General features: G+C 70.6%; 29 protein-coding genes. 14 read left to right on the top strand and 15 right to left on the bottom strand.

The window, feature by feature from the left end; translation table 11 throughout:
• Positions 1-72: 72 nt before the first annotated feature.
• From ACIGFK_RS03200 to ACIGFK_RS03175, 6 genes are all read right to left on the bottom strand, one after another.
• Positions 73-1,011 (bottom strand): amidohydrolase family protein, encoded by a 939-nt coding sequence (locus ACIGFK_RS03200; RefSeq protein WP_400050300.1) that lies wholly within the window; start codon positions 1,009-1,011, stop codon positions 73-75.
• Positions 1,012-1,177: 166 nt separating this feature from the next.
• Positions 1,178-1,681 (bottom strand): hypothetical protein, encoded by a 504-nt coding sequence (locus ACIGFK_RS03195; protein ID WP_376655548.1) that lies wholly within the window; start codon positions 1,679-1,681, stop codon positions 1,178-1,180.
• Positions 1,682-1,892: 211 nt separating this feature from the next.
• Positions 1,893-2,423 carry an EF-hand domain-containing protein gene (locus tag ACIGFK_RS03190; protein ID WP_376655547.1) on the bottom strand — a complete coding sequence of 177 codons (531 nt, stop codon included), beginning with the start codon at positions 2,421-2,423 and terminating at the stop codon, positions 1,893-1,895.
• 91 nt (positions 2,424-2,514) lie between these two features.
• Complete coding sequence (locus tag ACIGFK_RS03185) at positions 2,515-3,720, bottom strand: ABC transporter permease (RefSeq protein ID WP_400050298.1); 1,206 nt, start codon at positions 3,718-3,720, stop codon at positions 2,515-2,517.
• Positions 3,717-4,481 carry an ABC transporter ATP-binding protein gene (locus ACIGFK_RS03180; RefSeq protein ID WP_400050297.1) on the bottom strand — a complete coding sequence of 255 codons (765 nt, stop codon included), beginning with the start codon at positions 4,479-4,481 and terminating at the stop codon, positions 3,717-3,719. Before ACIGFK_RS03180 ends, ACIGFK_RS03185 begins: the two co-directional genes overlap by 4 nt.
• Complete coding sequence (locus ACIGFK_RS03175; protein ID WP_400050295.1) at positions 4,478-5,629, bottom strand: peptidoglycan-binding protein; 1,152 nt, start codon at positions 5,627-5,629, stop codon at positions 4,478-4,480. The genes ACIGFK_RS03180 and ACIGFK_RS03175 overlap by 4 nt, the downstream gene beginning before the upstream one ends.
• 193 nt (positions 5,630-5,822) lie before the next feature.
• On the opposite strand from ACIGFK_RS03175, the gene ACIGFK_RS03170 reads away from it, so the two are divergent.
• Both ACIGFK_RS03170 and ACIGFK_RS03165 read left to right on the top strand, forming a co-directional pair.
• Entirely contained in the window at positions 5,823-6,476 is a 654-nt protein-coding gene (locus ACIGFK_RS03170) for a response regulator transcription factor (RefSeq protein WP_376655606.1), read from the top strand.
• A gap of 7 nt (positions 6,477-6,483) precedes the next feature.
• Entirely contained in the window at positions 6,484-7,743 is a 1,260-nt protein-coding gene (locus ACIGFK_RS03165) for a sensor histidine kinase (protein ID WP_400050292.1), read from the top strand.
• Between the two features lie 81 nt (positions 7,744-7,824).
• On the opposite strand, the gene ACIGFK_RS03160 is transcribed toward ACIGFK_RS03165, so the two are convergent.
• From ACIGFK_RS03160 to ACIGFK_RS03145, 4 genes are all read right to left on the bottom strand, one after another.
• Positions 7,825-8,433, bottom strand: a complete 609-nt coding sequence (locus ACIGFK_RS03160; RefSeq protein ID WP_400050291.1) for a hypothetical protein — start codon at positions 8,431-8,433, stop codon at positions 7,825-7,827.
• A 552-nt stretch (positions 8,434-8,985) separates the two neighbouring features.
• Positions 8,986-9,531: a hypothetical protein gene (locus ACIGFK_RS03155; protein WP_386468104.1), complete on the bottom strand. Its 546-nt coding sequence runs from the start codon at positions 9,529-9,531 to the stop codon at positions 8,986-8,988.
• A gap of 86 nt (positions 9,532-9,617) precedes the next feature.
• Positions 9,618-10,259 carry a hypothetical protein gene (locus ACIGFK_RS03150; RefSeq protein ID WP_400050290.1) on the bottom strand — a complete coding sequence of 214 codons (642 nt, stop codon included), beginning with the start codon at positions 10,257-10,259 and terminating at the stop codon, positions 9,618-9,620.
• On the bottom strand, positions 10,249-10,584 hold the full coding sequence (locus ACIGFK_RS03145) for a hypothetical protein (RefSeq protein WP_400050288.1): 336 nt from the start codon (positions 10,582-10,584) through the stop codon (positions 10,249-10,251). The genes ACIGFK_RS03150 and ACIGFK_RS03145 overlap by 11 nt, the downstream gene beginning before the upstream one ends.
• A 225-nt stretch (positions 10,585-10,809) precedes the next feature.
• Between ACIGFK_RS03145 and ACIGFK_RS03140 the strand changes: the two genes are divergently transcribed.
• A complete protein-coding gene (locus ACIGFK_RS03140) occupies positions 10,810-11,652 on the top strand; it encodes a hypothetical protein (RefSeq protein ID WP_400050287.1) in 843 nt (280 codons plus the stop codon).
• A gap of 515 nt (positions 11,653-12,167) precedes the next feature.
• Positions 12,168-12,572 carry a hypothetical protein gene (locus tag ACIGFK_RS03135; RefSeq protein WP_376655538.1) on the top strand — a complete coding sequence of 135 codons (405 nt, stop codon included), beginning with the start codon at positions 12,168-12,170 and terminating at the stop codon, positions 12,570-12,572.
• A gap of 89 nt (positions 12,573-12,661) precedes the next feature.
• Here the strand turns inward: ACIGFK_RS03135 and ACIGFK_RS03130 are convergent, their stop codons facing one another.
• Both ACIGFK_RS03130 and ACIGFK_RS03125 read right to left on the bottom strand, forming a co-directional pair.
• Entirely contained in the window at positions 12,662-13,048 is a 387-nt protein-coding gene (locus tag ACIGFK_RS03130; RefSeq protein ID WP_376655537.1) for a DUF4440 domain-containing protein, read from the bottom strand.
• 113 nt (positions 13,049-13,161) lie between these two features.
• Positions 13,162-13,347 carry a hypothetical protein gene (locus ACIGFK_RS03125; RefSeq protein WP_376655536.1) on the bottom strand — a complete coding sequence of 62 codons (186 nt, stop codon included), beginning with the start codon at positions 13,345-13,347 and terminating at the stop codon, positions 13,162-13,164.
• A 10-nt stretch (positions 13,348-13,357) separates the two neighbouring features.
• On the opposite strand from ACIGFK_RS03125, the gene ACIGFK_RS03120 reads away from it, so the two are divergent.
• The 4 genes from ACIGFK_RS03120 (at position 13,358) to ACIGFK_RS03105 (ending at position 15,799) form a co-directional block, all read left to right on the top strand.
• Complete coding sequence (locus tag ACIGFK_RS03120; protein ID WP_400050285.1) at positions 13,358-13,993, top strand: hypothetical protein; 636 nt, start codon at positions 13,358-13,360, stop codon at positions 13,991-13,993.
• 51 nt (positions 13,994-14,044) lie between these two features.
• On the top strand, positions 14,045-14,566 hold the full coding sequence (locus tag ACIGFK_RS03115) for a DM13 domain-containing protein (protein WP_376655605.1): 522 nt from the start codon (positions 14,045-14,047) through the stop codon (positions 14,564-14,566).
• Positions 14,567-14,914: 348 nt separating this feature from the next.
• Positions 14,915-15,244 (top strand): hypothetical protein, encoded by a 330-nt coding sequence (locus tag ACIGFK_RS03110; RefSeq protein ID WP_400050283.1) that lies wholly within the window; start codon positions 14,915-14,917, stop codon positions 15,242-15,244.
• A 30-nt stretch (positions 15,245-15,274) separates the two neighbouring features.
• Positions 15,275-15,799, top strand: a complete 525-nt coding sequence (locus tag ACIGFK_RS03105) for a hypothetical protein (protein WP_376655533.1) — start codon at positions 15,275-15,277, stop codon at positions 15,797-15,799.
• A 255-nt stretch (positions 15,800-16,054) separates the two neighbouring features.
• Here ACIGFK_RS03105 and ACIGFK_RS03100 read toward each other — a convergent pair whose 3' ends face one another.
• Together ACIGFK_RS03100 and ACIGFK_RS03095 are read right to left on the bottom strand one after the other, a co-directional pair.
• A complete protein-coding gene (locus ACIGFK_RS03100) occupies positions 16,055-16,504 on the bottom strand; it encodes a DUF6188 family protein (RefSeq protein ID WP_386468094.1) in 450 nt (149 codons plus the stop codon).
• Positions 16,505-16,710: 206 nt separating this feature from the next.
• A complete protein-coding gene (locus tag ACIGFK_RS03095; RefSeq protein WP_376655531.1) occupies positions 16,711-17,070 on the bottom strand; it encodes a zinc ribbon domain-containing protein YjdM in 360 nt (119 codons plus the stop codon).
• 332 nt (positions 17,071-17,402) lie between these two features.
• Here ACIGFK_RS03095 and ACIGFK_RS03090 point away from each other — a divergent pair, with 332 nt between their 5' ends.
• The 6 genes from ACIGFK_RS03090 (at position 17,403) to ACIGFK_RS03065 (ending at position 21,333) form a co-directional block, all read left to right on the top strand.
• Positions 17,403-17,744 (top strand): ArsR/SmtB family transcription factor, encoded by a 342-nt coding sequence (locus tag ACIGFK_RS03090; RefSeq protein WP_376655530.1) that lies wholly within the window; start codon positions 17,403-17,405, stop codon positions 17,742-17,744.
• Positions 17,745-17,818: 74 nt separating this feature from the next.
• Positions 17,819-19,471, top strand: coding sequence for a SulP family inorganic anion transporter (locus ACIGFK_RS03085; RefSeq protein WP_376655604.1), 1,653 nt, complete (start codon positions 17,819-17,821; stop codon positions 19,469-19,471).
• Positions 19,468-19,890 (top strand): pyridoxamine 5'-phosphate oxidase family protein, encoded by a 423-nt coding sequence (locus ACIGFK_RS03080; protein ID WP_376655529.1) that lies wholly within the window; start codon positions 19,468-19,470, stop codon positions 19,888-19,890. Before ACIGFK_RS03085 ends, ACIGFK_RS03080 begins: the two co-directional genes overlap by 4 nt.
• Positions 19,887-20,312 (top strand): ATP-binding protein, encoded by a 426-nt coding sequence (locus ACIGFK_RS03075; protein ID WP_376655528.1) that lies wholly within the window; start codon positions 19,887-19,889, stop codon positions 20,310-20,312. The genes ACIGFK_RS03080 and ACIGFK_RS03075 overlap by 4 nt, the downstream gene beginning before the upstream one ends.
• 16 nt (positions 20,313-20,328) lie before the next feature.
• Positions 20,329-20,739, top strand: coding sequence for an anti-sigma factor antagonist (locus tag ACIGFK_RS03070; RefSeq protein ID WP_376655527.1), 411 nt, complete (start codon positions 20,329-20,331; stop codon positions 20,737-20,739).
• 258 nt (positions 20,740-20,997) lie between these two features.
• Positions 20,998-21,333, top strand: a complete 336-nt coding sequence (locus ACIGFK_RS03065) for an ArsR/SmtB family transcription factor (RefSeq protein WP_400050580.1) — start codon at positions 20,998-21,000, stop codon at positions 21,331-21,333.
• Positions 21,334-21,546: 213 nt separating this feature from the next.
• Here the strand turns inward: ACIGFK_RS03065 and ACIGFK_RS03060 are convergent, their stop codons facing one another.
• Positions 21,547-23,181: a putative glycoside hydrolase gene (locus tag ACIGFK_RS03060; RefSeq protein WP_400050281.1), complete on the bottom strand. Its 1,635-nt coding sequence runs from the start codon at positions 23,179-23,181 to the stop codon at positions 21,547-21,549.
• Positions 23,182-23,325: the final 144 nt, after the last annotated feature.

The raw sequence follows: 23,325 nt of genomic DNA, 5'->3' as shown, positions 1-23,325 counted from the left end.
CACGGGCGGCGCGTGAGGACCTCGGAGCGCAGGATCCGTGCACGGGCAACGGGCCGAGCCGAGCCGGGCAGATCAGGATCGTGCGAGACGGGGGAAGAGGCGCTCGGCGTTGCCGCGGTTGATCGAGTGGAGCTGCCCGTCCTCCCAGTGCGGGTAGCCGTCCAGCCCGTCGTCGAAGCCGCTGCACCACTCTTCGGGCACCATCGGGAAGTCGCTGCCGTACAGGACGTGCCCGGGCTCGGCGAAGGCGAGGAGCGAGGGCAGCGAGGCGGGGCCCGCGCAGAACGCGGTATCGAAGTAGAAGCGGCGCAGCTCGGCCAGCAGGTCCTCGGGAGCTGCGCCCGGATGCAGGTGGGCGGCGGCCGCGAAGCGGTGGGCCGCGTACGGCAGGAAGCCGCCCGCGTGGGGCAGGATCATCTTCAGCCCGGGGTACCTGCCCGGAACACCGGAAACGGCCAGGTGCAGGGCGGTGCGGGCGGTGTCGTACGGGAAGTCCACCAGCGGGCTGGGCAGGCCCGGGACCATCGCACCCGGTGGTGCGGTGGGGTGGACGAGGACGACCGCGGCGCGCGCGTCCAGCTCGGCCCAGAGCGGCTCGAACTCCGGGTCTCCGAGGTAGCGCCCGTTGGCGTTGGACAAGATCATCACGCCGTCGGCGCCCAGCTCGTCCAGGGCGTGGACCGCCTCGGCGACTGCTCCGTCCACGTCCGGCAGGGGGAGGACGGCGAGGTTGCCGAACCGGTCGGGCCGGTCCTTCACCAGCTCCGCGGTGAACTCGTTCACGTCCCGGGCCGTGGCACGGGCTCCCTCGATGTCGTCGGGAGCCCCCAGCGGGGCGGCGTACGAGAGGATACCGGTGGCGATCGAGCGGCGGTCCATCATCGCGATCGCGCCCTGCCGGTCCCAGGCGGGCACCGGCCAGCCGAGGGAAGCGGCGCGGTCGGCGATCGCGCGGCTCCGGTCGGGCGGGATCACGTGGTGATGGACGTCGATGCGCGCGTGGTCGTTCATGGCGCTCCTCGTCTCCTCCTCTCGACCTCCGGGGCAGTTGGTGCACGTGGGACGAGTACGCGGAGGCCGACCGCAATCCATCACACTTCACGGACGCGTACGGCCGCCAGCGCACGCGCACACCGCGAGGGCCGGTCCACCCGTGCGGCCCACGCGGGGGCGGCCCTCAGTGGCCGCTCGCGGCCTTGACCACCGCGACCGCTGTCCCGATCGCCGCGTCGATCGCGCCGGCCAGCAGTGCGAACGCCGTCCCCCCGCCCATCCGGATTCCGCCGTAGCAGCCCCACGCGAACAGCGTGGCGACGTTGACCCCGGCCGCCGTGTACAGCGCCGTCTCCAGGCCTATCACGCCCAGGGCCGAGACGCCGATCAGAATGAGCGGGCCCACCGCGGACAGCAGCAGCGGGCTGCTGACGAAGAGCATCGCGCGCAGTTCCCGCCCCCGCGCGAGGGCACCATGCGTCACGCGATGAGCCTGCTGATCGGCGACCAGCGCGGCCAGCCACAGACCCACGGCGGCGGTCGCGACCGTCGCGACGGCTCCGACGACGTCCAGATGGCTGCCGCCGGCAAGCCCGATGACGACGGAGATCATCGTGATCGTCGCGTAGAGCCGCTCCTTGAGGTGGGCCGTGGCCATGGCCGTGGGGTCCGCCACGTGCTCCGTCACAGAACCCACCGTAGAACGCAGTCACAACAGGCACGTGGAACAACACCCGGTACCCGTGCCGGTGTGCAGGGGGCTCGTATCCGGTGCACGGTCGGGACCCGAGAGACCACGCGTGCAGGCTCAGGGCCGGTCCGCCGGACCCTCTGCACGGACCAGGTACCTGCGGGCGACCCAGGGTCGGCGGTCCGGTCGCGCTCGTGAAGACCCTGGGTCAGTTCGGCGTGTAGAGCAGCGCTCCCAGGCCCTGCCGGGCCGCCGCATCGTTGAAGTCACTCCAGCTGATCGAACCGTCCCCGTCCGAGTCGATCAGCTCGAAGGACTGCTCCGCCGCCTGAACGGGCACGCCTTCGAGCTCCCGCCACACCGTGAACTCGTGGCTGTCCATCCGCCCGTCCCCGTCCCGGTCGGCGACGTTGAACTGCGCGTGCAGCACGGCCATCACCTCCGGTGAACCCGAGGGCCCGCCCGATTCCGAGGCCGGAAGGGAGCCGAACCATTCCCGGTACTCCTCCCGCGTGATGCTCCCGTCGTGATCGCGGTCGACGAGCTCGGCCTGCCGCTGCCACAGCTCGAGATTCGCCTCGGTCAGGGCGCGTCCTTTGGGCGAGTGCGGCCCCATGCCGTACGACTGCAGCAGCTGCTCCGCACTCGCCCGGTAGTCGTCCTCGGCGAGGACTCCGTCACCATTCGTGTCCAGCCGATCGAAGATCAGATCGGCCACCGACACCTTCTCGGTACCCATGCCGCGAGGCTAGGCGCGTCCCTCACCGTACGAGCGGATTCCAGCGCCTGAAGGCGTGTCATCACCCGGCCGGCCCTTCCCGCTGTGTTCCCTATGCGGTGCGCAATGCTTCGGTGGGCTGCATCCGGGCCGCGCGCAGTGCGGGGAGCAGTCCGGCGACCGCGCCGATCGCGACGGCCGCGCCGAGTCCGCCTCCCCAGGCCAGTACCGGAACCACGGTCGCCCAGCCCTTGACGTCGGTGTAGACGGCGGTGGCGGAGGTGCCCAGCGCCACTCCCAGCGCGCCACCGAGTGCGGCGAGCAGGATCGCCTCGGCGAGGAACTGGAGACGGATGTTCCCTTTGGTCGCTCCGAGGGCCCGCCGCAGGCCGATCTCGGAGCGCCGTTCGAGGACGGAGATGACCATGGTGTTGGCCACGCCGATGCCGCCCACGAGCAGAGCGACTGCCCCGAGGCCCAGGAAGAGGCCGCCCAGCGCCGACTGCGTCGCGGCCCGGGCCTCCAGGGCGGCGGAGGGCCGGCTGACGCCGACCTCGTCGGCGCCGGCCGGGTTGGCCGTCGCGGCCAGCAGCCCCCGGACCTCGGCGACGTGGTCGGTGTCGGCCCGTACGTAGACCATGGTCGGGTGGCCGTCGAAGTCCAGGTACTTCTGCGCGGCCGGGAACCCGATCAGCACCGAGGAGTTGATCTCGGGCGCCAGGGTCGCGGGGCTGAGGATCCCGGTGACGTAGAACCACTGCCCGCCGACCCAGATGCGGGCGCCCGGATGGATGCGGTCTATGCCGAGGCGGCTCGCGGCCGCCGAGCCGAGCACGGCGACCGGCTGCTCGGCAGTGGCCGCGTTGAGGTACGTACCCTCGGCCACGGTCGTGCGCACCGCCTCCGGCAGGTCCAGGCTCGTGGCGTTCACGGAGATCCCGTTGGTGTTGATGCCCGGGATGTAGGGGTTGCGGAACGCGTTGGCGTCGGTCTTGCCCGTGCTCTGGACCGTTTCGACGTCCTTGATCCGGCCTATCATCGCCGGGGCGTCGATGGGCAGTTCGGCAGTCCCGCCACCGAGGACCCGGCCCGGGGTGACGGTGAGCAGGTTGGTGCCCAGTTCGTCGATCTCGGCCAGCAGTCCGGCCTGCGAGGAGGCCGAGAGCCCCATCACCGCCACCATCGCGGCGACGCCGATGGCGATGCCCAGGGCCGACAAGGCGGCCCGCAACGGCCTCGTGCGCAGCCCGACGCCGGCGGTCCGGGCCAGATCGCCCGGACGCATCCGGCCGGGAGGGGCAGTCGTCGTGCTGGTCATGGCAGGTGCCTTCCCCCGGTCGTTGCCTCGCCCTCCGAGCTGACGTCGGTGACGATGTGGCCGTCGAGGACCTCGATGCGGCGCGGCATCTGCGCGGCCAGCTCGCGGTCGTGTGTGATCACCACGATGGTGGTGCCTTCGGCATTGAGCTCTTTCAGCAGCTTGAAGACGGCGGCCCCGCTGACGCTGTCGAGGTTGCCGGTCGGCTCGTCGGCGAGCACGATCGCCGGGTTGCCGGCCAGCGCCCGGGCGATCGCGACCCGCTGGCGTTCGCCTCCGGACAGCTCCGGCGGGCGGTGACCGGCCCGATGGGCGAGCCCGACCCGGCGCAGCGCCGCGGCGGCCGCCTTCAGCCGCTCACGGTGCCCGGCGCCCGAGTACAGCATTCCGTCAGCGACGTTCTCCAGGGCGGTGGCGTGCTGGGCCAGGAAGAACTGCTGGAACACGAACCCGATCCGGCCGGCCCGCAGACCCGCCAGGGCGCGGTCCGACATCGCAGCGAGGTCGTCCCCGGCGATCCGGACGGTTCCCGTGGTCGGGCGGTCGAGACTGCCCATGATCTGCAGCAGTGTCGACTTCCCGGAGCCCGACGGGCCGACGATGGCGACCAGTTCGCCGCTGTGGATGGAGAAGCCGGCCTTGTCCAGAGCCACGAGCGGCGACGCGCCGGGATACACCTTGGACACCTCGTGCAACTGGAGGACCGGCTCGCCGACCGCCCTTGCTCCGCCCGCGCGCGCTTCTGTCTCCGACCTGGTCATGAACCCGGCACCACCACGTTCTGACCGGCGCGCAGACCCTCGCCGGTGACCTGCACGGTGCCTGCACTGTCGTCGAACAGTCCCGTGGTCACCGGGACGAGGGTGTGCCTGCCGCTCTCGTCGACGACCTCGACCGCGTACCCGCCGCCGGCGCGCGCCAGCAGCGAGGCCACCGGCACGGACAGCACGTCGTTCACGGTCTCGGACACGATCGCGACCTGCACCGGCGCCTGGTCGAGTTCGCCGGTCGCCTTCGCGTCCAGCGGTTCGATCAGGACTTCGACGGTCATGCTCTGGTCCGTCTTGGTCGCCACCTTGCCGACCGACGAGACCACCCCTTCGGTGCTCTTGCCGTTCGGCAGGGTGATCAGTACCTTGTCGCCGGCTTTCACGGAGGCCTGCCGGCTCGCATTGAGGGCCACGGTGACCTGGCGCTTGGTCGAGGAGGCCCGCAGCAGCACCGCGCCGGGTCCCGCGGCGCCACCGACCGTCCCTTCCACCTTGGTGACCCTGAGCTCGTCGACCGGCAGGAAGACCGCTTCCGCGGGCGTCAGCTGCCCGGTCCCCTTGAGGCCGACGTGGTCCTGGAGTTCGATGAGCGCCCGGCGGGTGGCCCGGCTGAAGTAGTCCGACGCGGGATCGAGTTCGTCCTTGGTGGCGTATCCAAGGGCGACGAGGGCTACGTTCAGCTGCTGGACGTCCGCGCCCTCCGTACCGCGGGACAGATCCCGGTACAACGGAACGGATCCCTTGAGCAGGATCACCGGCTTGCCGTTCACCCGGTACAGGGCCTTGCCCTGACCGATCGCCTCGCCGGCGGCGGGCAGCTGCGTCACCGTACCGCCGGCGTTGTTGATCACAGGATGGTCGCCCACGTACCCCAATGCCCCGTTCTGCTGCGTCTGCGCGGAGAGGGTGCCCCGGGTCACCTGCGCGAGGGAGGTCGCCGAAGCGGCACTCGCGATCGCGGCGTCGTCCTTCGTCCTGGCGTCGAACGGACCGGTTGCGGCGATCCCCGCCGCACCGCCCACGGCGACGAGGGAGACCACGATCGCCGCCGCCCTGACGCGGCGGCGCGGCCGGTGGGGGCGCATCCGCTGTTTCCCGGCCCCATTCCGTTCGGCCGCGCTGTTGGCGATGACAGCCATTCGACTCTCCATTACTCGCTGGATTCCCGGCCGTCTCCTTTCTACGGCGGCGGCGGTTTCGGCGGAGTTTCGTGCCCCCGGCCGATCCGGAAGACGGGTTTGCGGGCGAAACCGTGCGGAAACCGCTGATAGAACATCCTGGAAGCTCGCTCCTGGACGAGCGTGTCCGATGTACCGGCTGAGAGGGCGACAAGTGCGGGTGCTCGTGGTGGAGGACGACGAGGAAATGGCCCAGACGGTGGCCGTCGGTCTGCGCCGCGCGCAGATGGCCGTCGACGTGGCGCTGGACGGGCCCAGCGGCCTCGAACGCGCGCTGTGCAACGACTACGACGTGATCGTGCTCGACCGGGACCTGCCCGGCATGCACGGTGACGCCGTGTGCTCGGAGCTGATCGCGTCCGGGAACCGTAGCCGGGTCCTGATGCTCACCGCCGCGGCGACCTCGGAAGACCTCGTCGACGGACTCGGTCTGGGCGCCGACGACTACCTCCCCAAGCCGTTCGACTTCCCCGTACTGATCGCCCGGATCGGCGCCCTGGCGCGCCGGGCTCATCCCGCCGTGCCGCCCGTGCTCCGGCACGGGGACCTCGTCGTGGACACCGCCCGGCGCGACGCCCGCAGGGGAGAACGGTTACTGGAGCTCGCACCCAAGGAGTTCGGTGTCCTGGAGGTGCTGCTGGCTTCCGGTGGACGCGCCGTTGCGGCCGAGGAACTCCTGGAACGGGTCTGGGACGATGCCGCGGACCCCTTCACCAGCGCCGTCAAGATCACGATCAGCCGGCTGCGGGCCAAACTAGGGAACCCCCCGGTCATCGAGACCGTCGCCAAGCACGGCTACCGGATCTGAGGAGCCCATGCGTGCCATCGCCCGTCTCGCGGGGAGCAGGGCCCGCCGACGCCTCCCCCGCCGCACCGTGCGCCTGCGTATGACCCTGCTGTACGGGGGGCTCTTCGTCCTGTCCGGAGCCGCCCTGCTGGGCATCACCTACGGCCTCGTGCATCGGGCCATCGCCGGGCAGCCGCTCGAACTCTCGGTCAGCGAACCGGACGCGGAGCCCGGCGTCGTCCCCGGGCAGCCGCCCGGGAGCAGGCACAGTTCCATGGAGACGCTCGCGGACCAGGCCCAGGATGCCATGGCCGGTCAGATCGCCGGCATCATGCACCAACTGCTCGTCCAGTCCGGGATCGCGCTGGCCCTCATGCTGGTGGTCTCGATCGTGCTGGGCTGGATCGTCGCCGGCCGGATGCTGCTCCCACTGCGGACTATCACGGCCACGGCGCAGGAGATCTCGGCGACCAGCCTGCACCAACGGCTGGCCCTCGGGGGTCCCTCCGACGAACTCAAGGAACTCGGCGACACCTTCGACGGCCTGTTGAGCCGGCTGGAGACGTCGTTCGAGGCCCACCGCCAGTTCGTCGCCAACGCCTCCCACGAACTGCGTACGCCGCTGGCCCGGCAGCGGGCCCTCGGCCAGGTCGCCCTGTCCGACCCCGCGGCGACCGCCGAGTCCCTGCGGCAGGCGCACGAACGCGTCCTCGCCGCGGGCGCCCAGCAGGAACGGCTGATCGAGGCGCTCCTCACCCTGGCCCGCAGCCACGCGGGCATCGAGGTCCGCCGGCCCTTCGACCTGACGGGGATCGCCCAGGACGTCGTCGAGGCGCGGGCCGACGAGGCGGACCTGCGGACCGTAACGGTCCGCACGTCGTTCGAGACGGCCGCGGCGCTGGGGCACCGGCCGCTCGCCGAACGCCTCGTCGTCAACCTCGTGGACAACGCTCTGCGGCACAACACCCCGCACGGCGAGGTGCGGGTCACCACCGCGACCGAGGGCGGTCACGCCGTCCTCACCGTCACCAACACCGGTCCCCCGGTGCCGCCGGAGGCCGTCGACCGGCTCTTCCAGCCGTTCCAGCGGCTCGGCGCCACCCGGGCCGCACGGACCGAAGGCCTCGGGCTCGGCCTGTCCATCGTGCAGGCCATCGCCCACGCCCACGGCGCAGGCCTCACCGCCCGGGCGAGGTCGGGCGGCGGCCTGAGCGTCACCGTCACCTTTCCCGCCTCGAGCGACCCCGCGCCGCCCGCCCGGCGCCGGCCACCCCTGTCGGTGCACTGACCACGGGGCGCAGCGCGACGGGTGCCGTACCGCTCGCCTCGTCGACGGGAGCGGTACGGGGCGTCATGCCGGCCGGGCCTTCTACTGCGGCGCCGGCCCGGGTCCCCCGGACTGGAACTCCTTGGGGCCGCCTGCGACCTTCTCCAGGATCGGCTGGCACGTCTTTTCGGCCGCCTTGAAGACCGGGCCCCGCGGGTCGACGCCCAGCGTGTCGCCGTTGATGTCGAGCCCGCCCTCGGCATTGGGGTCGGGGAACTTCGGGACCCCGTTCTCCCGCATGCACTTGGAGTACGCCAGGGATGCCTCCTGCACCCCGGCGGGCGGGGTGGCGTTGACCGCGGGCAGGAGTTCCTTGCACTTCTTGTCCGCGGCCTGGGCCTGCGACGACTTCATGTCGACGGAACCGTCGATGTTGAGCAGGCCCTGGGCATTGGGATCGGGGAAGTCGGCGACTCCGTTCTCGCGCATGCACTTGGCGTACGCGAGCGTGCTCTTCTTGTCGCCCGAGACCGCCCCCTTCGAGGCGCTCGGCGCGGCCGCGCCCCCGTCGTCGTCGGCGGAACCGCTGCACGCGACCGCGAGCAGCATGACGGCCGTCACCCCGGCCATCGAGGCCGTCGGCTTCCGGGCCCGCCGCGACCGACCGATGCTCGTGCTGTTCGGGCGACCGCGGCCAGAGGCACCTTGCATGTCCGTCTCCGTCTCTCGTGGAGGTTCCTGGCTGCTCCGTCCGCGACCGGGCACGGACGGAACCGGGACTCTTGATCGAACGCTACGGATCAGAGGGTTTCGGGGAGGTATCAGGAAGGCTGGTGCGCGAGCACCGCACCAGCGCGCAGGGCGATGCAGGCAAACGACGCCCCTCGACCGTCCGGTGCAGGTCGGCCTCCGGTGAGCGGTTCACCATCGCGCCCCGCACACAGGGCGCCGTGCTTCGTGAGTACCGGGGCTGCGGCATTGCCGCTCTTCGGCGTCACGGAGAGGGCGGTATCCCCGGATTCGCACGAGGTGCATCTGCGTACCGAGAAGCGCTCGCCCGTGAGGGGCGGCAGCGCGGGGCCGGCACCGCGCGCCTGCAGTGGCGTCGAGTGGCCCCCGGAGATGAGCGGGGCCGGGCACTTCGACTGGCCGACCTCGGACTTCTCGGCCAGGGCGGGGACGTGTGCGTCATCAGCGTGCTGCCGGATGAGGTCCTGGACCTGGTGGTCGGTGAGCTTTCGCCATCACGAAGCCCCGACCGGATCAGGGAAGAACACGTGGTCCGCGTGCGACGAGCGGGCGGCCGCCGTCTTCCGGCAGGACAACGAGGAACCGCCAACGGCCGTCCTCGACGCGGGCCAAGCCGATGGTCGTAGCGGCGGTGAACGCCTCGGCGGCGGGCCCGGCCCCGTCGGTCAACCCGTCGAGCTTTGCGTAGTCCTTCGCCAGGGACGCGGATGGACCGCTGATCCACAAGCCGACCTTTGCGCCTCGGCGAAGCGCGGCGAGCAGGTCATCGCGAGCTTGCCCCTGAGCAGCGCCCCGGACCCTGTCGTGAAGACGTTCCTGTGCGCATGGCACTGTCGGTGCGGCCTCAGCCTGCCGGCGGCACCGTCGGCACGACTGGAGGGCGCCGGGAACGAACAGGTGCAGATACAGGGTGGTGTGCCGCGCCGATATTCCGCACAGGGTTCCGCGCGCGCTCACCGCGTGCTCGACTCCGGGAGCACCGTTGACCTCGCAGACGCCGAACCGGGCCGGCTCCCGCGCTGTTGCGAACGACCAGCCGTCGGCCGGGACATCGATCATGCGGAGGAGCATGCCACACGCATCGGGGGTGACTCGGCCATTGTCCCGGACCGCTTCGGCAGGCGCCCTTGGCCCGCCTGAAGCAGTCAGCCCTCGACCCGGATGCCAGCCTCGCGCAGGGCACGGGACTCCGACATGCGGATACGCGCGCGGACCAGTGTCCGCATCATCGCCGCGCCTGCCAGCACGGCGCCGAGATGCAGCACCACCGCGACGGTGAGGCTCTCCGGCGGCGTGAGACCGGCCGGATCCGCCAACGCCACGTACAGCATGAGGGGCAGCTTCCAGGCGCTCCATGCGAACAGTGAGCCCGATCCGACCCACCCGAGTGTCAGCGGGAGCCAGCGCGGAATCCCGGCAGGGCGCGCCCGGGCGACCGTCCAGATCCCGGCGGATCCAGCGAGGGCCCAGAACCCCCATACAGCGGCCAGCACGTACCAGTCGGCGTTCCGGCGGCCCGGGTGGGCGATTCCAAGAGTGCCGCCGGCCGCCCAGTAGAGCCAGACCAGACCCACTGCGGCACCGACGACAGCCGCCCACGGAGGCACCGTCCGCGGCCCGTCACCGACGCGCCCGGTGAACGCATCCGGCCACCGGCGCCGCAGATACGCCGGGACGGCGAGGGCCAGCCCCAGCCCCATCCCCACGAAGCTGAACTCGACCAGTACTCCCTCCCAGACCGGCATGGCCGGGTCGTCACCGCCGCCGCCCTGCGAGTCACCGCCCACGTTCAGGAGCGCACTGAACAGACCGACAGGCAGCACCGAGACGAGGAACCCCGACCCCACCCAGGAACAGAATGGCGACCAGTGCCCCCGGTATCCGCGTCCCCCACGGCCGCACCAGCGCGAGCGCCAGAGCGATCCCGATCACCGCCATACCGACCGTGACGGTGTTGAGCACGACCCACTCCGCCAAGCCGAACCCATCGCCGATCGGCAGCGCCCCCACGAGAGAGCCGACCACCCACGAGACTTTGATCAGCAAGTAGGGCGACAGCGCCAGAGCAGCTCCATACGCCGCCTTGCGCCCGACCTGATCCCAGCGATCCACCGGAACTCCCCCTCCATCAGCAGGAATCCCAGCCTCTGGCCTGACCGGCCCCGGCCACGTCCCCCGCCGGACGTATCCGCCTCCCCCACCCGGGGGAGGCGGCGGGTGGCAACCGAGTACCGAAGGCCACCACGGCGAGTCCTCCCGCACGGCGCGCGCACCTCGCGAACGCGTGAGCGGCTCAGCCCTGACCAGCACGGACGGGACACCCCTTAGGGTCGGCTCATGAGCACGGCAGACGACGACCGCATCGCCCTCGACCTCCTCGATGCCCACCTGGAAGACCTGTGGCGGGCAGCCGACGAGCTCCAGCGGGGAAACCGGGCCGTCGTCCCCGAGACGCCGCACCGACTGGCCGAGACCGCCGCGAACGGCGCCGCCACGGAGCTCCTGCGGTGGGGGTACGGGGAGATGGCCGGCCTCCCGCACTCGCCGGGCGACGTGTTCGCACGGAGCGTCGGCAGCACGCTCATGGAGCTGGGGCGACGCCGCAGCCCCTGGAACGCGGCAGCCCTGCGCCTGCTGGAGGACCCGTACGTCTTCCTCGCCACCGGTCCGCGCCGGCACGAGGACTGGGCCGAAGACGTGCTCGCCCTGATGCACCGGAAGGTCCCTGACCCGCGCGGCTGGCTTCGCATCGACGGCGACCGCACCAACCGTGCCCGCTCGACCGTGCCGACGTACCCTTTCGAGCCGCCGCCCGCCGCCGGATTCCGGGACCGCCTCCACGAACTGGAGCCTGCGGGGGCCGTCACCGCGCTCGCCGTCATGGCGGAGGAGTGGGACGGCTACCGGCCCGTACGGGACCGGCCGGAGCGCGACGCCCTGTTGGCCGACGCACAGTTCCTGCTGGACCGCTACGGCCCGCACGCCCGGTTCTGGACGAACGCCCGGGACGCGTCCTCGCACCCCGCCCGGGACTTCGTCCGGGCCGGCCTCAAGGGCACGGAAGTCCACACTTTCATCACCGGCGAGCCCATGAACGGGCTCGACCTCTTCGAAGAGCTGGGCCTCATCGCCGTGTCCGGCGACGAGGTCGGGGTCTTCTGGTCCTTCGGCGCGTACTGACACCGGCACGTCGCCCAACAGCCCGACGACATCACGTTGCGCATCGCCCGCGTCTCATCCGACCCGAGGACGCTGCACGGGGTCGCGCGCCACACGCACGTTGGGCAACCGCTCTCGCCACTGCGCAGTGCCCTCGGCGGTGACAGCGTGCCGTCGCTGCTAGCGGATCCACGCCTCATCGATGCCGGCGCCCCCCGTGGGGTAGGTCTGGAGCCAGGCCGTGAGCTGCACACGGCTCACGGATGCCGCATCATCGGGACCGGGCGCCTCGATTCGGTGAACCACGGGCACCATTCTCAGAGGTACAACTGACCTGCTGCAATGCGGTGATGCCACTGCTGGCCCGTCGTTGCCCAGAGGCGGCCAAGGCTCTGGCACAGCTTCTGCACACCCGTCGCAGCGGCTGTCGGCGTCCCGGATAAGGATTCGTCCGCAGGAACCGATGTGCGCCTCCGTTGGGCTCAGGGGATGGAAATGTCCATGCGACCGGGGCCGACTGCTGCAAGGCTGGTTGGATGAGCAGAGATGCAGAGGTCATCGTCCTGGCGCGCGGGGCGGAAGAAGTGATGGAGCCGCTCACCCGGCCCGACGAAGGCAGGCAGTGGCACCAGTGTTTCCAGCGTGTGGACGACCACATGTTCGGCGGGTGGGGCGGCCCCTCCGAGGAGTGCTACGCATGGGTCGTGCAGTTCGGCCGCAGCAACGCCTGGACCGGGCTGCTGGCGCACCTGGAATCGTTGCCATGGCCGAACCCGGGCTCGGTGCAGATCCTCGTGCATGACCAGGACGACGACTGCTTCGGGCTGTGGATGATCCATGATGGCCGACTGGTTGAGGTTTCGCTGCCCCGCACCCGGCGGGTGCCGTTCTCGTCCTTCGAGCTCGGTGTGCTCGAACGTACCGACCGCCCGAGCCGCTGAAGACCCCTGACGCACACCTGTACCCGGCCAGAGATGCTCCGCCATACCCATACAGGCAACAACGAACGATCACCTCCCGAGAATCGCAGTTACATGCTGTCGGGCGGGATGGGTGTGGCCTGGTGGTAGTACATCTGCCACGTCGTGGCCGTACCCTGCTTGCGCCAGAGCGAACTCCGCCGCGCCCGGAGCCCATTCAGCGTGGTCTCGTAGGTGAGGTGCACCAGCCCGGGTGCCAGCAGGACACCGGTGAACTTTGAGGGCTCGTAGCGCGGACCGCTCTCTGTCGCACCGTCCATCTCGGGAATCGCTGCGAGCATCTCGTCATACGTCCACCGCCGCCCCGAGGCGCCGACCTCCGTGAAGTCCGGGTCCAGCAGCTGTCGGGTGAGCGAGCGTGAACTGCGCACGCTGGGGTCCATGAGGCGCAGCTCGCCTGCGATCGCTTCGCGCACGTCATCTGATTCCTGGCTCATGCGGGCATCCTCGCTCAAGCGGCCAAGCTGACCGCAACCGAGTTACCACCCGCAGAGCACAGCTCGGTTCCCCGCTGGCCTCCCCACCCTTCGAGACGCCCCCAGCCGGCGTCTCAGTCGGTGGCGTGCGGATCGGTCTCGGTGATGAGTCGAGTCATCTGGTGCCATAGCCGCCACAAGCGGGGGTTGTCTGCTTCGTCGAGCTCCGGCAGGACCTGTTCCAGGTCGGAGAGCCTCCGGCGCAGGATCCCGAGCCGCCTTTCATCGAGGGAGCCGCCGTAACCCAGCCAGGTCGCCACGCACCCGGCGATGTGCATCGGTTTCTGCCACGCCGCCCATCATCGCCGCCGCCAGGCCGCAGCGTACGAGGGCGTCGATGGCCGCGTGCAGCGTGAGTCGGTGGCGAGCAGCGTACTCGTCGATGCTGACGACGACTACAACGAGAGGGGCCGCGCCGACTTCGCTGCGATCGGCGAGCTGCTGAAGCGCGCGGGAGCGCAAGAGTGGACCGAGCCCGGTCTGGTCGAGGTGCAGGACGCCGAGTTCGAGATGCGGGGCTACTCGGGCCTGCACACGCTTCGTCGTCTCGCCGTGCACCTCGCGCTGCACGGGTGCCTGCCCGAGCCGCTGGATGAGGCCCGGCATGCGACGGACGACCCGCTCCTGAGCGCGATCTACAAGGCTCTGCCAGGTGATCCTCCCGGGCCGTTCGACCATCTGTCCATCATTCGGACTGCGAGGGCGACTACGTCCCTGTCGACTTCGCCCCTGTCATCGTCGACAAAAGGGCACCGGGCGGCTAGCTCGGCTCCTCGGTGCGCCTGCTGTCGGAAACCCGTCGGCTCGCCGATGCCCTCGGTCTTCCCGAAGACCTCTCGCCGTAAGACTTCCGTCATCACGGATGCTCTGGGACCCGTGCTCCCGATGACGTTGAATGCCTCCTGAACGACGATGAAGGAGCGCGAAGTGGGACGTGAGGGCGGGCGGCGCAGGCCGCTGACGATCGTGGCGGTGGCCGTGGCAGCCGTGCTGGTGGCGGTGGGGCTGTACTGGTTCGAGCCGTGGAAGCTGTGGCAGGACCAGAGGGTCAGCGAGGCGCTGCCCAGTGCGGCTCCGAGCGTGCCGGCGACAGGTTCCGCCTCCGCCGCGCCGGCTCCGCCTTCCCCGCGGACCGTCGCCCAGGGAACCCTGATCAGCCACGAGCACACCACCACGGGCACGGTGAAGATCGTCCGGCTGCCGGACGGCTCGCACACCCTGCGTCTGGAGGGACTGGACACGAGCAACGGGCCGGACCTGCGCGTGTGGCTGACCGACGCCCCGGTCAAGGAGGGCACGGCGGGCTGGCGGGTCTTCGACGACGGCAAGTACGTCAGCCTCGGCAAGCTCAAGGGCAACAAGGGCGACCAGAACTACCCGATCCCTGCCGACGTGAAGCTGTCCGAGTACAGCAGCGTCACCATCTGGTGCGACCGCTTCGACGTCTCCTTCGGCGCTGCCGCCCTGGCCTCGGCCTGAAGTCGACTCGCCCGGTACGTCTCCCCCAGGCTCGCCGACCAGGCCACCTGCCGGTTCCCGCCCTGCGACCCCCTGCACACCGCGTCGAGTTGGTACCGGCCGGGTGGCCATGTCACCCCCTGCCCAAGGGTGACGTGCCTGGCGGGAAGCCCGTCCTGATGGAGCGCAGGGCCAAGGACCGCCTGCCCTCCGCGCAACCAGCGGCCCCGCCCAGCTCGCGGAACAAGCGGTCCGCCACCTGCTACGGCGTCGGACGCGTCCTCGCCGTCGGCGAGCCCTGTACCCGACCTGCAAGCCAAGCTGACACCCCACCTCATCGCCACGACCCCGGCGATGTCGGATAGCCGCATGGTGAAACGCAAGAAGGAGAAGAAGAGACGGCCCGCATGGGGCATCCCGAAGGGGATCGTGCTGTTGGCGACGCCGGAGGGCTGGCGCCACAGCGTCCTCACCATGGAAGCCGGCATGCTCTGCGGGCGTCTGGACGTGCCGGTCGACACCGACCCACAAGAGGCGCGAGCCGCGGCGCCCCGGATGGTGAGGGAACTCGCCCGGGACTTCCACGACACCGACGTCGAGGTGAGCTGGGATCCCCCTCGGGAGCCCTGGTCATGGACCGCTCAGGTCACGCTCGCCGCCGCCGGAGCCGAGCCTGCCCCGCCGGGCTCCCACGGCTGAACCGCAAGCAGTGGCCGTAGGCTGCGGCCCATGGAATCGTTGATCGCTGCCGTCCGTGAGCAGGAAGAAGCCGCCCGATTTCTCGCTTGGCCGGGTGACTTCGACCTTGACCGTGGTGATCACGTCGAGGAAGTGCACCTCGCCTCTGGCGCCGCGCTTGAGGGGTTCGCCGGCGACGGTGCCGGCGGCACGTTCTTCTTCTGCGGTGAAGGCGGCGAGGAACGTCCGATCCTCTATGCCGACTCCGAAGGAGGTGCGGCTCTCGTTGCCATCGGCCTGCCCGAGCTGGTGCGGCTTCTCCTGGTCGTCCCGTGGTGGCAGGACTGCCAGGCGTTCACGGAGGACGAGAGTCGCGAGCTCGAGGCTGAGTATCTGGAGGACATGCCGGATCTCGCAGCCAGGAGGGACCGTGCTGCCGCAGCCCTTGGCCTCGATCTTCCGGGTCAGGCCGCGGTCCTGGCTCGCTTGAGGGAGGTGGCCACTCGGCTGGGGGAAGGCTTCGTCCTGGTCTTCACGCCGGAAGGACACCCCTACGAGCCGCTTTTCACGCTCTGAGGTTCCACGGCGGCGGCCGTGCTCTGCCCCGGCCACGGCGGTGTGCTGGGCCTGCGCCGCGGCGATGGCCGTGTCAGCCGTGGCTTGGGTGCCTCGGGCGTTGCGGCTCTTCAGCCACGCCGCACGTCTCGGGCCGACCCGGCGCAGGCCGGCCGGTGTTGAGTAGCCGCCCGCAGGCCTTTCGGTCTCCCGATCGCACGAAGGGACCGGAATCAGCTCGCCCACGCGGTGAGGAGCAAACCAGTTGGCAGGGGCTCAGTACTCCGCAGAACGAGCGTGCAGATTCTCGTGCGGTGCGGAGGCGGACCCGACGGCCAGGTCGCGTCCAGGCAGGGACGTGAACCGCCATCCTCCTGGTCCTGCGATCTGCCACGCTTCGCATGCCGCATCGGCCGGACACGTCAGATGCGTGCCGTCCTCGAACACCATGCGCAGCGTGCCGGACTTGAAGGCGACTGCAGAGACGACCTCAGTCCCCAAGGGAGGGAGGACTGCGGCCACGTCCTGAGTCTCCGGCGTCAGAGCCACGCCGGGGTTGGTCCGGGCCGGCCCGGATGAGAGTCGAGCAGGGGTTTCGAGCACGACTTCCCATCCGCCGAGGGTCAGTGTGTGGCGGTGGCCGGCGGTGACCCCGGTGACGCTCCGCCCACGGAGATTCAAGATCCACCGGTCTTCGTGTTCGACCGGCTCAGCTTCATTGCTCATCACGCCACCATGATGCAGCGCTCAGCCGGGGTCACCGAGGCGCGGCCACCGCCCACCGCGCCACTGCAGGGCACCCCCGGCCGCATGGCCCTCTCCTGTGCCGGCCCGCCGGGGGTGCTCGTCGCCAGGCCGCCGGGGATTGCGGGGAAGGCGCGTTCTGCGCTCAGGACAGCCGAGGCGGCGGTCCCGCGTGCGCGATCCGCGGGTCAGGCCTTCTTGACCACGCTCGACTTGAGCTGCATGGCCCCGAAACCCTCGATCCGGCAGTCGATGTCGTGCCCGTCGACGGCGTCGATCAAGCGGATGTTCCGGACCTTGGTTCCCGCCTTGATGCCCGCGGGATTGCCCTTGACCTTCAGCGCCTTGATGACAGTCACGCTGTCGCCGTCGTGCAGAACGTTGCCGACGGCGTCCTTGACCACCCGCTCCGCGGTGGCGCCGGCGTCGCCATCAGTGCTCTCGGCGGGTACCCATTCGTGGCCGCACTCCGGGCAGACCATCAGAGCGTTCATCTCGTAGGTGTACTCACTGGAGCACTTCGGGCACGGAGGCAGGTTGTCGCTCATTCACGCAGGTTTCTGGACGTCGGGAAGCGGGAGCGCCCTGGAGTACGACCGGCTGGCCGACCGACGGGCATTCACGCGATGGAACAGTCATGATATCAAGTTGCAAACTTCTGCAATTAACTACATCCCAGGCGGCGGCGCTACGTCGACGCCCGCGTCGCGCGGAGCACGGCGATCGGCAGCCGCGCCGAAGCGGTCAGCGCCCACAGAACCTGCGAATTGCAAAAGTCTGCAATTTCATACATCCTGTGGGCGCTGGAACCGCGGGTGGCCGCGGGCACAGCACCAGGCATGTGCCCCGCTGCTCGGGGCGGTGAGAAGGGTGCGCGATCGTGCCGGTTCCGCTGTATCAGGCGAAGGCCGAGTTCTTCCGCATGCTCGGGCACCCCGTGCGGATACGGGTCCTGGAGCTGCTGCAAGACGGCCCGTTGCCGGTGCGGGACCTGCTGGCCGCGATCGAGGTCGAGCCCTCCGCCCTGTCCCAGCAGCTCGCGGTCCTGCGCCGTTCGGGGATCGTCGCCTCGGCGCGTGACGGCTCGACCGTGGTCTACGAGCTGGCGGGCGGGGACGTCGCGCAGCTGCTGCTCGCCGCGCGGCGCATCCTGACCGAGGTGCTGACCGGGCAGAGCGTGCTGCTGGAGGAGCTGCGCGAGTCCGGGGTCCAGGCCTCGTGACCGTGAACGGCTTCCTGACCGCGGCGCTCGGGCGGCTCCGCTCGGTGCTGCCGGCCCGGGCCGACTTCAAGGCGATGGGCCGCAGCCCCCGCCGGGATCTTCTGGCCGGCCTGACCGTGGCGATCGTCGCCCTCCCGCTCGCGCTCGGCTTCGGTGTCTCCTCCGGGCTCGGCGCCGAGGCGGGGCTCGCCACTGCGGTGGTCGCCGGCGCGCTCGCCGCGCTGCTGGGCGGCTCGAACCTCCAGGTGTCCGGTCCGACCGGGGCGATGACCGTGGTCCTGGTGCCGATCGTCGCCCAGTACGGGCCCGGCGGCGTTCTCACCGTCGGGCTGATGGCCGGTGCCCTCCTGATCGGGCTCGCCCTGCTGCGGGCCGGACAGTACATGCGGTACGTGCCGGCGCCGGTGGTGGAGGGCTTCACCCTCGGGATCGCATGCGTGATCGGCCTCCAGCAGATACCCGGCGCACTCGGGGTCGACAAGCCGGAGGGTGAGAAGGTCCTGCTGGTGGCCTGGCGGGCCCTCGCGGACTCCGTGGCCTTCCCGAACTGGAGCGCGATCGGCCTCTCCGTGGGTGTCGCGGCGGTCATGCTGCTCGGGGCCCGGTGGAAGCCGGCGATCCCGTTCTCGATCGTCGCGGTGATCGCCGCGACTTTGGTCGCTCAGGTCTTCCACCTGGACGGGGCAGCCCCGATCGGGGAACTCCCCTCCGGCCTCCCTGCCCCTTCCCTCGCCTTCCTCGACGTCTCCGCGTTCGGATCACTGCTCGCCCCGGCGGTCGCGGTGGCCGCCCTGGCCGCGCTCGAGTCCCTGTTGTCGGCGACGGTCGCGGACGGGATGACCGTGGGGCAGCAGCACGACCCCGACAAGGAACTGTTCGGACAGGGCATCGCCAACCTCGCCGCTCCCCTGTTCGGCGGGGTTCCCGCAACCGCCGCCATCGCCCGTACGGCCGTCAACGTCCGCACCGGCGCCTCTTCCCGCCTCGCCGCCCTCACCCACGCCGCCGTACTGGCGGTGATCGTGTTCGCTGCCGCGCCCCTCGTCTCGAAGATCCCCCTTGCGGCGCTGGCCGGCGTCCTGCTGGCGACGGCGATCCGGATGGTCGAGGTCGGCTCCCTGCGGGCAATGGCCAAGGCGACGCGTTCGGATGCCGTCGTGCTCGTCCTGACCGCCGCCGCCACCCTGGTCCTCGACCTGGTCCAGGCCGTGATCATCGGCCTGCTCGTGGCCGGGGTGCTCGCGCTGAAGGCGGTGGCGAACCAGGTGCGGATGGAGCAGGTCGACTTCCGCCCGGATCTGCCCGGCGAGCACAGCGACGAGGAGCACGCACTGCTCGCGGAGCACATCGTCGCCTATCGCATCGACGGCCCCCTCTTCTTCGCCGGCGCCCACCGCTTCCTCCTGGAACTGGCGGAGGTGGCCGACGTGAAGGCGGTGATCCTGCGCATGTCGCGGGTGACCACCCTGGACGCCACCGGAGCCCTCGTCCTCAAGGACGCGGTCGAGAAGCTGAACCGGCGCGGCATCGCCGTCTTCACCTCCGGAATCAGGCCCGGCCAGCGCCAAGCCCTGGACGCCGTCGGAGCCCTGCACCTGCTGCGCCAGGAAGGCCGCGAATGCGCGACCACCCCGGAGGCTATCGCCGGAGCCCGCAAGTACCTGGAGCAGGCGGGCCTGCTGCCGTTCACACACCGACCGCACCGCATCCGGAAGGCCGCACGATGACCGTCCCTGCCGAACGCCACCTCATCGAGGTATCCGGCACCGAGGCCCTGTGGCTGCTCGAAGGCTCCGGCCAAGGCCGCCTCGTCTACATTCAGCGGGAGATCGCGATGGTCCGTCCCGCCACGCACGTGATGGAGTACGGGCGGCTGATCGTACGCGTGCCCGTTCAGTCCGCTGCCGTGCTCGGCCGGTCCCTGCTGACCTACCAGGTCGACGAGATCAACAGCGCGACCGGAACCGGCTGGATGGTCACCGCCCACGGCCCGGCAGACGTCATCGGCAATCCCGTCGAGGCCGCCCACCACCGGCGCACCCTCACGGGGTGGACCCACGGCCCCCACGACACCCTGCTGCGCCTGCACCCGCAGCAGGTGTCCGGGTTCCGCCTGGCCCGCACCGTGACGGGAGCGGGCAGGTGAGCCTTCAGCTCGAGACGATGCCCTACCGGCACGTGCTGGACGTACCCGCCATGGGTTCGGCCGTACGCATCGCCCGCGAGACCGCAGAACTCGTCCTGACGGAGTGCGGGGTGGGTCTGCGGCATCCGAGCGTGGGTCCGGCGTTGCTGATCCTGGCCGAGCTGGTCACCAACGCCGTCCGCCACGCCGCCGTGTGCTCGCCGGTGATCACGGTGACGTACGCGCACGGACCGGGCGTGTTCGCGTTCGCCGTCCACGACCGCCATCCCTACCAGCCGGCCCTGTTCGGCGCGCTGGCCGACGCCCCGGGCAGCGGCCTGGCCATGGTGGTCGAAATGACGGTGGAGCTCGGCGGCACCGCCGTCGTGCGCGCCGATGCGAACGGGCGCGGCAAGGCCGTCCGGATCACCCTCCCCCTGTGAAGCCGAGGAACAGACGATGACGATCGAATGGCGCTACACCACCTGTCGGCACGTGGGCGTGCTGTCCCTGGCCGGATACCTCGGCGCCGATGCCGTGGACCGGTTCACCGGCGCCGTCGGCTGGGCGCTCGCCCGGGGTACGGGCCCGGTCGTCCTCGACCTGACCGGGCTGCTGGGCTGGTCGGCCGGCGGGCAGGTCGCCGTCGCCCGAGCAGCACGCCGCCTGGCCGAGAGCGGGCGCCGCCTCGACCTTGCGGCGATACCCGCAGACGGCTCCCTCGTCCCGGACGCCACCTGCCCGCCCGTCACCGTCCACTGCGACCTCGCTGCCGCCCTGGTCGCCCATGGGGCCCAGGAAGCGGTCAGGCAGTGGAGCACCGACGACTGGCCCGACCCGCACCATCCGGCCGTACCCGCCCTCACCTGATCACCAGAACCACGGTCGAGATCGAGCAGGAGGCACAGCAGGCCGGGGCGCGGTCCTGGCGGACCCGGTCCCCCAAGGGGGCCTGAGCGGCGGAAGACCTGTTCCCGGGTCCAAGGTCATGAAGGCTGCCCGCCGGGCCCCAGGACTTGCAGGGATCTGCAATTGTAGAGGTCACAACGCATGGAGGGGCGCATGGATGCCCCCGCGACGGAACGGTTCCGGGTGGATGAGATGGGCAGTCAGCGCAAGGGTCCCCAGGTGAGCACGCCGCTCTACCAGCTCAAGGCGGAGTTCTTCAAAACCCTGGGGCACCCGGCGCGCATCCGCGTCCTGGAACTCCTGGCCGTACGCGAGCACGCGGTCGCCGAGATGCTGCCCGAGGTCGGGGTGGAGGCCGCGAGCCTCTCCCAGCAGCTCGCCGTCCTGCGCAAGGCCAATCTGGTGCTCACCCGCCGGGAGGGCTCCAACGTGTACTACAGCCTCACCCACCCGCAGATCGCCGAGCTGCTGCGGGTCGCCCGCGGCATCCTCTCCGGCGTCCTGGAAGTCCAGGCCGAGATCCTCGCCGACCTCCGCGCCACCAGCCACACCTAGACACCCCATCGCGGCGCAGGCCCGAGGGCCTGCGCCCCACGAACGGCGGCCGTCTTCCGTTAGTGCGGGTTCAGCCTGCGCTTCTGACACCGGAAGACGGCCGCTTCTCACTCCCGGGCGTGCCGGACGGGGCGCCAAGCGGCGACGCGGAAAGCCCGGTCGATCAGCGGGGTTTAGGCGCCTGCACCGGGAGCGGTGCCTGCGCCGGCCGTGTCAGTGCGTGGCGATCTGCTGGAGCGCCGCACCTTGGTATCGGGCGCCGGCGTTCCACAGGATGAAGGAGTTCATCTTGTTCGCCGCCGCGGCCTTGATCTGAGCGGCTACTTCCGTGGGCCCGTAGGCGCTGCCCATCGAGAAGTCCTGCAGCCACGGCACGACCTCGGCCTGGGTCCCCTTCACCTGCCGGGCGAAATCGGCCAGCGAGCGCTGCACGATCGCGTACGGCGCGGTGTCGGGCTGCGCGACGCCGTATTCCCCCGGTCCCCAGTGGGACGGGTAGACCATGGGCGCGATGTAGTCGGTGACCTTCGCCAGCGCCCCGATGTCCTGGGCGATCTCGGTGGGCCGGGTCGCGGCGATGCCGAAGACGGAGACGCCCAGGTACGTCGCGTGCGGACGAAGGGCGGTCCGCGTGTCGGCGACGAAGGAGGTGATGGACTGTTCCGGCGTGGCGGACGCGATACCCGGGAAGCGCATGTGCCCCAGCGGCCCGTCGGGCCGGCGCACGTAGTCGTAGAGGATGTCGTCGAAGCCCAGCCGGGCCGCTTCGACAGCGAGGTCCTGGTTGTACTTGCGCACCGTCGGGTCGGCGAAGTTGGTGAAGGACAGGGCTCCGTAGTGGCCGCCGTCGTAGGGCTGTCCCTCCGGGGTCAGTACGAGTTGGTCGCGCTTCCCGTCCTTCCAGGCGGCCGCTGCGAGTTTGGGGTCGCGGAAGGCGACGATGCGGCCGATGACCTGAGCGCCGGCGGCGTGGAGCTCGGCGATCGCCTTGCGGGCGTCGTAGTAGCCCTTGGCCGCGCCGATCTGCCGGGCCAGCGGCACCTGGGAGGCGTATCCGACCTCGCCGTCCTCGTCCTTGACGTCCAGTTCGACGGCGTTGAGCTTGCCTTGTCGCACCAGGGACAGGACGTTGCCCCGCAGGGTGTCGTCGCCCCAGCCGATGGCGGTGATGTGCGCGGCGCGGATCATGGGGCGGCGGCCCCGGGCGGACACGGCCTTGGTGGTGGTGTTCCCCGCGCGGTCGACAGCGGTGACCGTCACCACGCGGGTGCCCTTGGGCACCGTGGTCTTGAAGGCCCCGGACCTGTCGACGGGAACCTTCTTGCCGTCGATGGTCACGCGGGAGTCGGCGGACGCGTTGCCTGTGATGGTCACAGGAGCGCCGGCGTTCGTGACCGCGGGGTCCGCGACCTTCAGGTCGGGCGGCGTGGAGTCCACCGTGAAGCCGACGACTCTGCGGTACGAGGCGAAGGGGAGGCCTGCGTCACCCGCCACCACCAGGGCGTGCCGCCCCTCGGTCAGGCGTGGCAGGCCCAGTCGCAGCCGGGCGCCCTGCTCCGCGGTGACGGGAACCGTCGCACCGTCGAGAGCGACGTGCACCTTCTCCCGTTGGCCGGCCGTCCCTGCGTCGAGGTAGGCGCTGACGTGCGCGGCCTTGCGGGCATCGAGGACCGCTCCGTCGGCGAGACCCTCCACGCCCGGCCCCGACGCGAGAAAGACCCAGGCCCCGCCACCCGCCGCGGCCAACGCGAGCACTCCGGTCGTCGCTATGAGGCTGCGCCGACGGGCCGGGCGGCGAAGACCGGAGGAAGAGGAGGCGGAGCGGGATATGTGTCTCGTGGCCATCATGACGTCCTTCGCGCTGTGACCGGATGGTGCCTCCATTGATTGCCGTACGGCCGCGCGGATCCTCCGTTCCGAGCGGATTTCACGCGAACGGCCGGGTCCCACCCCGGCGTGGCGGCTGCGCCATTCAGGGACAGTGCGATAGGG

Origin of the sequence: Streptomyces sp. NPDC085524, from assembly GCF_044541755.1 — a bacterium.
Lineage (GTDB): Bacteria > Actinomycetota > Actinomycetes > Streptomycetales > Streptomycetaceae > Streptomyces.
Note: the sequence above shows the minus strand (reverse complement) of the source record. Positions and strands in the feature narration are given on the sequence as shown.

Coding starts and splice junctions, on each gene's coding strand:
- ACIGFK_RS03200 (WP_400050300.1), bottom strand. CDS start 1,011: ATGAACGACCACGCGCGCATCGACGTCCATCACCACGTGATCCCGCCC.
- ACIGFK_RS03190 (WP_376655547.1), bottom strand. CDS start 2,423: ATGGGTACCGAGAAGGTGTCGGTGGCCGATCTGATCTTCGATCGGCTG.
- ACIGFK_RS03185 (WP_400050298.1), bottom strand. CDS start 3,720: ATGACCAGCACGACGACTGCCCCTCCCGGCCGGATGCGTCCGGGCGAT.
- ACIGFK_RS03180 (WP_400050297.1), bottom strand. CDS start 4,481: ATGACCAGGTCGGAGACAGAAGCGCGCGCGGGCGGAGCAAGGGCGGTC.
- ACIGFK_RS03175 (WP_400050295.1), bottom strand. CDS start 5,629: ATGGCTGTCATCGCCAACAGCGCGGCCGAACGGAATGGGGCCGGGAAA.
- ACIGFK_RS03165 (WP_400050292.1), top strand. CDS start 6,484: ATGCGTGCCATCGCCCGTCTCGCGGGGAGCAGGGCCCGCCGACGCCTC.
- ACIGFK_RS03160 (WP_400050291.1), bottom strand. CDS start 8,433: ATGCAAGGTGCCTCTGGCCGCGGTCGCCCGAACAGCACGAGCATCGGT.
- ACIGFK_RS03155 (WP_386468104.1), bottom strand. CDS start 9,531: ATGATCGATGTCCCGGCCGACGGCTGGTCGTTCGCAACAGCGCGGGAG.
- ACIGFK_RS03140 (WP_400050287.1), top strand. CDS start 10,810: ATGAGCACGGCAGACGACGACCGCATCGCCCTCGACCTCCTCGATGCC.
- ACIGFK_RS03135 (WP_376655538.1), top strand. CDS start 12,168: ATGAGCAGAGATGCAGAGGTCATCGTCCTGGCGCGCGGGGCGGAAGAA.
- ACIGFK_RS03130 (WP_376655537.1), bottom strand. CDS start 13,048: ATGAGCCAGGAATCAGATGACGTGCGCGAAGCGATCGCAGGCGAGCTG.
- ACIGFK_RS03120 (WP_400050285.1), top strand. CDS start 13,358: ATGTGCATCGGTTTCTGCCACGCCGCCCATCATCGCCGCCGCCAGGCC.
- ACIGFK_RS03110 (WP_400050283.1), top strand. CDS start 14,915: ATGGTGAAACGCAAGAAGGAGAAGAAGAGACGGCCCGCATGGGGCATC.
- ACIGFK_RS03105 (WP_376655533.1), top strand. CDS start 15,275: ATGGAATCGTTGATCGCTGCCGTCCGTGAGCAGGAAGAAGCCGCCCGA.
- ACIGFK_RS03100 (WP_386468094.1), bottom strand. CDS start 16,504: ATGAGCAATGAAGCTGAGCCGGTCGAACACGAAGACCGGTGGATCTTG.
- ACIGFK_RS03095 (WP_376655531.1), bottom strand. CDS start 17,070: ATGAGCGACAACCTGCCTCCGTGCCCGAAGTGCTCCAGTGAGTACACC.
- ACIGFK_RS03085 (WP_376655604.1), top strand. CDS start 17,819: ATGGGCCGCAGCCCCCGCCGGGATCTTCTGGCCGGCCTGACCGTGGCG.
- ACIGFK_RS03080 (WP_376655529.1), top strand. CDS start 19,468: ATGACCGTCCCTGCCGAACGCCACCTCATCGAGGTATCCGGCACCGAG.
- ACIGFK_RS03070 (WP_376655527.1), top strand. CDS start 20,329: ATGACGATCGAATGGCGCTACACCACCTGTCGGCACGTGGGCGTGCTG.
- ACIGFK_RS03060 (WP_400050281.1), bottom strand. CDS start 23,181: ATGATGGCCACGAGACACATATCCCGCTCCGCCTCCTCTTCCTCCGGT.